The sequence below is a fragment of the Staphylococcus sp. MB377 genome, from assembly GCF_001922505.1.
Lineage (GTDB): Bacteria > Bacillota > Bacilli > Staphylococcales > Staphylococcaceae > Staphylococcus > Staphylococcus haemolyticus.
Map to the genome: position 1 here is coordinate 1 of NZ_MAON01000020.1, position 7866 is coordinate 7866.

General features: G+C 29.9%; 6 protein-coding genes. 3 read left to right on the top strand and 3 right to left on the bottom strand.

Going from position 1 to position 7866, the window contains the following annotated elements; translation table 11 throughout:
- The 3 genes from BB045_RS05140 to prsA all read left to right on the top strand — a co-directional run.
- Positions 1-479: transposase (locus BB045_RS05140; RefSeq protein WP_142236925.1), on the top strand; the 479-nt coding region annotated here is incomplete at its 5' end.
- Positions 480-629: 150 nt separating this feature from the next.
- On the top strand, positions 630-1187 hold the full coding sequence (locus BB045_RS05145) for a DUF3267 domain-containing protein (RefSeq protein ID WP_075140567.1): 558 nt from the start codon (positions 630-632) through the stop codon (positions 1185-1187).
- A 172-nt stretch (positions 1188-1359) separates the two neighbouring features.
- A complete protein-coding gene (gene prsA / locus BB045_RS05150; protein ID WP_075140568.1) occupies positions 1360-2334 on the top strand; it encodes a peptidylprolyl isomerase PrsA in 975 nt (324 codons plus the stop codon).
- Positions 2335-2497: 163 nt separating this feature from the next.
- Here prsA and yhaM read toward each other — a convergent pair whose 3' ends face one another.
- The 3 genes from yhaM to BB045_RS05165 are packed head-to-tail and all read right to left on the bottom strand — an operon-like array spanning position 2498 to position 7558.
- The gene (yhaM, locus tag BB045_RS05155; RefSeq protein WP_053025408.1) at positions 2498-3439 is read right to left on the bottom strand and encodes a 3'-5' exoribonuclease YhaM; all 942 of its coding nucleotides are present in this window, start codon (positions 3437-3439) and stop codon (positions 2498-2500) included.
- Positions 3436-6372: an ATP-binding protein gene (locus BB045_RS05160; protein WP_075140569.1), complete on the bottom strand. Its 2937-nt coding sequence runs from the start codon at positions 6370-6372 to the stop codon at positions 3436-3438. The genes yhaM and BB045_RS05160 overlap by 4 nt, the downstream gene beginning before the upstream one ends.
- Positions 6362-7558, bottom strand: a complete 1197-nt coding sequence (locus BB045_RS05165; RefSeq protein WP_053025412.1) for a metallophosphoesterase family protein — start codon at positions 7556-7558, stop codon at positions 6362-6364. The genes BB045_RS05160 and BB045_RS05165 overlap by 11 nt, the downstream gene beginning before the upstream one ends.
- Positions 7559-7866: the final 308 nt, after the last annotated feature.

Sequence of the window (7866 nt, forward strand, 5' to 3'; positions counted from 1 at the left end):
AAAGTTATTGGAAACTATTTCTTAAACCTTTTGAAACGCTAGAAGCATTTAATTATCATAAAGTCCATTTATTTAAAGAGTGGAAAACCGAAAAAGGCATTATAAATTACTTATTAGGTGTAGATATAGAATTATTTAATACATATCACTACGTTCATGAGCTAAGAAGATTATTAAAAGAAAATCAAATAGAGAAATTTAATCATAAACTCTTTTCTATTCATCTTTCAGATGTGTGTACTAAATTACGCCCAGTCATTAGAACTTTAAGACGATTAGCAGCTTTCATTGAAAATACTATGACATATTCTAACCTGACCAACGGTCCGTTAGAAGGAATTAATAATAAAATCAAACTCATTAAAAGGGTATCTTTTGGTTATAGAAATTATGATAATTTGCGTAATCGAATTATTATAACTTCGCGACTATTTGCCTCAACAACAAAGAAAGAGATTAAACAACCTAAGGTTGCTTAATCTCAATATTTGGACTCATCAGTCCGATTTGACGTAGAGCCTGAATATTTCGCTACTCTCTTTATTAATGCCAAAATTGGCTTGACTGTTGTTACTGATAGTTAGATAATACGTAGCGTATATAAATAAGACCTATTAAGAGGTGTCAGTATGTTTCTATGTAAACGTCAAATTGATATTCATGCAAGATTTGGTGTACCAAGAATTGCATTTTTAAGTTTTACTATTACAGTCATCGCATTTTTAATTAGTTATGAAATAATGTATTATTTTGTAAATACACCTTTATCAGATCGACATTTTGTTATTTTATTAATATTTGTTGCACTTATGTACCCTATCCATAAAACATTACACCTTCTCTTTTTCTTACCTTATGTTAATTCATTTAGAATTCATAAATTAAACAAAAAGCGTTGGTTACCCTATTTTAATACGTATGTAAGTACGCCTGTACATAAGATATACTTTTGTATTAATTTAATTTTACCTTTTATTTTAATAACTATATTTTTGATTTTTCTAACGATGCATTTTCCGCAATACGGACACTATTTTATGTTTTTGCTTGCGTTAAATTTTGGCATATCTGTAATGGATTTTTTATATCTTAAGATTATTATTTTTTCAAATGAAGGTCATTTTATTGAGGAGCATCAAACAGGTATAAATATATTAAACAAAGTGCCATATCAATCTTTTCAGTAAGTATCATAGTATCGATCTTGAAACATATGTTATGCCTCAAGTTCGATACTTTTTTAATATTTAAGCCCTACTTAATCTCATTCTTTGGCAGTATCTAGCCTGTTTCTAATTGGTGATGTTTTCATAATATGTTATAGTAACGTTGTTATTAATGTAAAAGGAGCTATCAACTATGAAAATTATGAATAAATTAATTGTTCCAGTAACTGCGAGTGCTTTACTTTTAGGTGCATGCGGTTCAAATGTAACAGATTCAGAAAGTAATACATTAATCTCTTCTAAAGCTGGAGATGTAAAAGTAAAAGATGTAATGAATAAAATTGGTGACGAACAAATTGCTAGTACGTCATTTAGCATTGCATTGAATAAAATTCTAGCTGATAAATATAAAGATAAAGTTGATACAAAAGATATCGATGATGAAATTAAAAAAGAACAAAAACAATATGGTGGCAAAGATCAATTTGAAAGTATGCTTAAACAACAAGGTATGTCTTTAGATGATTATAAAGAACAGAAAAAACTTGCCGCATATCAAAAACAATTATTAGCTGATAAAGTTAAAGTGTCAGACAAAGAACTTAAAGAAAACACTAAAAAAGCCTCTCATATTTTAATAAAAGTTAAATCAAGCAGCAGTGATAAAGAAGGTTTATCAGACAAAAAGGCTAAAGAGAAAGCTAAAAAAATTCAAAAAGAAGTTGAAAAGAACCCAGATAAATTTGGAGAAATCGCTAAGAAAGAATCTATGGATTCTTCAAGTGCCAAAAAAGATGGTTCTCTAGGTTATGTAGTTAAAGGACAAATGGTAAGTAAATTTGAAAAAGCACTATTTAAACTAAAAGAAGGTCAAGTTTCAGATGTGGTTAAAACGGACTATGGTTACCATGTCATTAAAGCCGATAAAGAGAATGATTTTGACAAACAAAAATCTAAACTTAAAGCCAAACTAATCGAACAAAAGGTACAAAAAGATCCTAAGATTTTAACAAATGCGTATAAAGATTTATTAAAGGAATATGATATAGATTATAAAGACAGTGATATCAAGAAAGCTGTAGAAAACACTATTTTAAATCCTGAGAAACTTAAACAACAACAGTCATCTTCAGATAGTTCTTCAGCTGCATCAGGTTTATCTTCATAATTTTCATAGTATTAACATTAAATAGTAAGGGAGCAAGTCAATCAATTCGTTAAGAATTAAGACTTGCTCCCTTTCACGTGTTCAAAATTGTATAAAACAAGCGTTTTTACCCACTACATTGTCTATACAATAATTGACATTGTAAGGTAAAAACGCTTTTTAATTAGTCTAATTTTTCTGGATTGTAAAACTGTCTATTTTCCATACCAAAAATTCGTTCAGTAAATTGACCTTTATCGGTTTTCTTAAATGCTTTTTCAAACATATTCATTTTAGCATCGATATTGTCAATAAAGAATAATATTTCTGCTTCTTTTAAATGTGGTAACTTAGGTGATCCAAATTCCATTTTTCCGTGATGTGCTAAAATCATATGACGAAGTAACATCACTTCTTCACCATCAATTCCTAACTCTTTCGCCGCTTCCGCCACTTCATCACTTGCAATTGATATATGTCCTAGCAAATTACCTTCAACTGTATATGTTGTAGCAACTGGACCACTTAATTCCCTTACTTTACCTAAATCATGCAAAATAATTGAACTATACAACAAACTACGGTTTAACAATGGATAAATGTTGCATAATGACTTAGCTATTTCTAGCATTGTAAGTACGTGATAACTTAGACCACTTGCAAAATTATGATGGTGTGAACTTGCTGCAGGATACGTAAAGAATTTATCTTGATATTTTTTCAATAAATGACGTGTTATACGTTGTAAATTAGCATTTTCAATATCTAATATATAGTGTGAAATGTTTTCTTGGATTTTATCCGGAGATAAAGGTGCACCATCAACGAAATCTTGAGTCTTAAATCCGTCTTCTGGTTTAGATAATCTAAACTGATTGACTTTCATCTGTTTACGACCTCGATAATTAATCACGTCGCCTTTAACCCAAACAATTGTCTCAGGTTGAAGAATCTGCATATCTTCTTTACTAACAGTCCATAGTTTGGCTTCAATATCACCACTTTTGTCTTGTAAGAATAAAGTCATATAGTCTTTTCCTTGAGCAGTAACACCTTGTGTAGCTCTATGAATTAAGAAGAAATTTTCAACCGAATCTCCTGGGTTTAGCTTTTCTACATTTCTCATCGTTTTCCGCCTTCCTCTAGTTTATTTAAAATTAGCATCTCTTTAGAAGGAATTGCAGCATCTTTCATACAAGTGAAGTATAACACTTGATAATCTTTGGCTAATTCTCTTAAATAGTTTAACATCATAGATTTTCTTTGTTTATCAAAATGAACAAAAGCATCATCAATAATTATTGGGAATGGATAATAAGGTCTTAAAATCTTAATCAAACTAATTCTAAGTGCAATATATAATAATTCTTTCGTTGATTGACTTAGTTCAAGTGGATGATACATTTGGCCATTATTGTGTTTAACCATTATTGTATCATTTTCATAAGTTATCATATTGTAATTCTCTTGTGTCAGATCCGTAAATATTTTTACAGCTTCATTTATAACTTGAGGTAATCGTTTATCTTTAATTTGCTTAATATGTTCATTTATTAATGCTTCTAAGTAACTTAAACTAGCCCAATCTTTAGCTAAATCATTCATTCTATTCTTCAAGTTATAATACTCATGTCTTAACTTAGATAATGTTTTATCTGTCTCCATGTAATTAATTTGAGCGGTTAAGTCACTAACTTCAGTTTGTTTATCTAAATACTGATCGTTATATGCATCAACTCGTTTAGCAAGAAGCACATCTTCTTCTTCCAATTGAGCAGTTGTTTTTTCGCTCAAATTCGAACTATCTTCATAAGAGAAATTTTGATTTTCGAGATATGCAGTTAAATCATTAAATCTTGCAAGTTGTTGGTGATACAATTGATATTGCTCGTAAGATTGATAAAATGCTTCTTCACTTGAAACATTGATATAAGTAAATAATTTATTAATAGTTTTTTCATTTTCTTCTAATTGTTCTTTTAATTGTTTCAATTCATTACTTAATAACTCAATTTGACTTTTAAGTTGTTCTTTCTTCTCTTTATTACTTTCGTATTTAGAAATCCAGCTCTTCATATCATTAAATAGTGAAGCTTTATTAAATGGTGTGATTTCATTTCCAGTATTTTTAAGCGCTTTATCATAAAAATGCGTCAATTTCTGATTTACTTGTTGATGTTGATCTAATAATTTACTGCGGTAACTGTCATTTGATTTAAGTTGATTCATAGTTTTAAAGCTATCTAGTAATAAATCATCTGTCATTTCATTAGGTACTTTCACATTTTCTTTAACTGCATTTAATTTTTGAGTTAAGTCATTGATTTGTTGTTCTGTTTTTTGCAGTAAATTTTCTTGATGATTTAATTTATTAGCTAATACACTTTTATTGTTACTTGTATTACTCCAACGTTCACGAAGTTGAAATTGTTGATCTAAGTCGAAGTTTAAATCGTAATTAGATTCCAAATCATTAATTTGTTGTTCCAAATCATTAATTTCTTCACTAATTGATTCACTGTAATCAATTTCTTTTGTCTTAACCAAGAAAGTACCAATAATAAATATGACAGTTAAGATTGCAAATATAACTCCGAAAATTAAATTTTGTGTCACAAATGAGAATAGTGTTAAACCCAGACCAACTATAGATAACACTATAAAACTTAATCTAAGCCACCAATTTCGCTTTTGCTTTCTTTCTTTATCAGAATTAAAAGTATCTTTAAGTTTGTTATACAGATTCTCTTTCTCATGTAGTTCTAACTTTTGTTGATTATATTGTTTCTTTTTATCTAGTGAATCTTCAGAAACTAAATCTTTTTCCAAGTTTTCTATTTCCTGAGATAGCATATTTTGTTCAATTTGATTTTCATCAATAGCTCTTTCAATTTGTTGTTTTAACACTTTTTGTTCATTTCGCGTCTTGATAGTTTCACTAACATAATTCTTCATAGATTCAGAGGTATCTGTATTGTGATAAACTTCTTGCCAACCAATACTTGTTTTCAAATCAGCTTCTTGACGCTCGTAATCATCAATTTCTTGCTTAAGTGAAGAAGATTTCATTTCAGCTTGTTGAATTTCATTTTCATCACGAGTTAAATGATAAATATGATTAGCTGTATCTTCGTTCAAAGCAGGAATTGTATTAAATTCATTCTCTAATTGTTTTAATTTCTCTTCACGCAAACTTATATCTCTAGCTAGAGATTGTTTGTAATTTGAAGCAGTTTCATAACGCTCGATCCCTTTTTCCGGAAAACTTAATGGCTCAATATTAAGTTTTTGCTCTAAATCTTTCCATTCTTGGGCCTGTTCATGAATAGCAAGTTGCTTTTGTTTACTTTCATGCATTTTTGATAATTGGTTTAGATTGGCTTTTAAATGTTCCAAATGACGTTGTGATTTATCTCTATCATCAACTAAACGATGATAATCATCTAACTTAGTCTCTTCTTCTCTTATTTGGGCTTCAAGGCTTTTCAATTCATCGAGCTGTTGATTGAGTATTGGGTTTTTTCCAGCCTTTTTATAAAGCGTGGATTTCTTTTGACTGACCATTTTATTCATCATTGTGAACTCAGAAGAACCTAATGCACCTGCTTCAAGTAAATAACTTTGTAATTGGTCCTCATCTAAGTTACGGTGAATATCTTGTAATCCAAGCACATTAAACGAGAATATACCTTGATAAGTTTTCTTAGAAATGTAATTTAATTTTTTCTTGAGCCAAGCTTCGTCTCGAATCAAACCATTTTCTAGGTAAACTTTTACATCACCTGAAATGCTACCTTTAACTCTCTCTACTACGATCTCTGATTGGTCATCTAGTATAAGCGTAAGTTTTCCCCCATACTGATTACCCATACGTGGTTCAAGTCGAGGTTCTTTTTCTTTTTTCGTTGGAAAGCCAAAAAGTATAGAATGTATGAAAGCTTGAATCGTTGATTTACCAGCTTCATTCTCACCGAAAATTTCCGTAAATTCACGGTTAAACTCTATTTTGCGATGCACAAATTGACCATAGCCATAAATCTCTAAAGATTTAATAATCATCACTTTCACCTCTCATGTCTGCCTTTAAAATGTTCTCAGCGCGATTAACAAGTTCAACAGTGTCAAACTCAGTATAATCTTCTAAATATTTGGATGCTCTAGGGTTTAAATATAATTCAGTCATCGCCTCTTCAAACACTTTATTGTCTTTGATTAAATCAGCTGAAAACTCTCTTACAAGAGGCACTTCATCCATTTGCATATATTTAAATGTGAGGGTTTCTATGATTACGAAGTGATGTTCATTTTCTTCATAGTCATCAATCATTTCTTTAATTTGACTAATGTCTTGTGAAGATATGGGTCTATCACTGTCAACATTTACAGTTAATCTATAAAAAGCCTTTCCATCAGAACGTACGCTTTCTTTGAAGGATTGAATTGCTTCATAGATACCTTGTTTTGTAAGTTTGTCTGTATTGATAGCAGCTTCTTCAAATCTAATTTGTTGCGTTGGAATAAAAGTAGCGTTTAATCGTAAATGGTCACCTTCTACCAATAAACATCCCTTAGGTCCTTGCTCACCAAAATGACGTCCTTGAATGTTTCCAGGATAGTAAATTGGTGGCATATCACTTAATTCTTGTCTTTCATGAATATGGCCAAGTGCCCAATAATGATATAGTTTTTGATTCAAATCTTCTAAAATAAATTCAGTATAGCGATTTTTAGTTGAAGATTTACTATAAGTACCGTGTAACATTCCAATATGAATACCTTTTTTACCTTGGCTAGATGGATACTCATCAATTTTATTTTCATAACTTGTATCATGTTGATAGCTAAAACCATGAACAAAAATTGTCTCTCCATCTTTTGTGATAGCTTGATATGTTTCTACTCTATTTGAGAAGACCGAAACATTATCTGGCCAATCATTAGTAATTTTTTCAGTAAGTGGATCATGATTACCATGACTTATGTAAACGAAAATTTGTTCTTTTTCTAATCGCTTAAATTGTTCTTTCAAGAATACTTCAGCACGCAACGTACGATTCTCACTATCAAATAAATCTCCAACGATGAGAACAAAATCAACTTCTTCTTTTAATGCTGTATCGACAATCTTCTTAAAGCTTTCATAAGCACTGTTTTGAACATCTTCAAAAATTGATGGCGCCAAATGACTTTTAGATTTAAAGGGGCTGTCGAGATGTAAATCTGCACAGTGAATAAATTTTATCATTGAAATTAGCTCCTTAATTGCATCTTCGTTTATCTTTATGTATTCCTATATTTTACCATAACTTATTTAATTGGGGCGATGAACTTATATATTAAAAAAGGGCTCTATAATAAATTGGACTGATGACTAAAAATCATCAGTCCAATTTTTATGTTTGAATACAAAAATGGCGCAATTACCTCTATAATTATTAGCTACCAAACAAAATAAAAAAGAAAGGTAATGCGCCTATGTGTAAGTCTATATTAAATACATTAAAAATTAAAGATAAAAATCTAAATTTTTCAGATGAAGTGATTGAGAAAAAA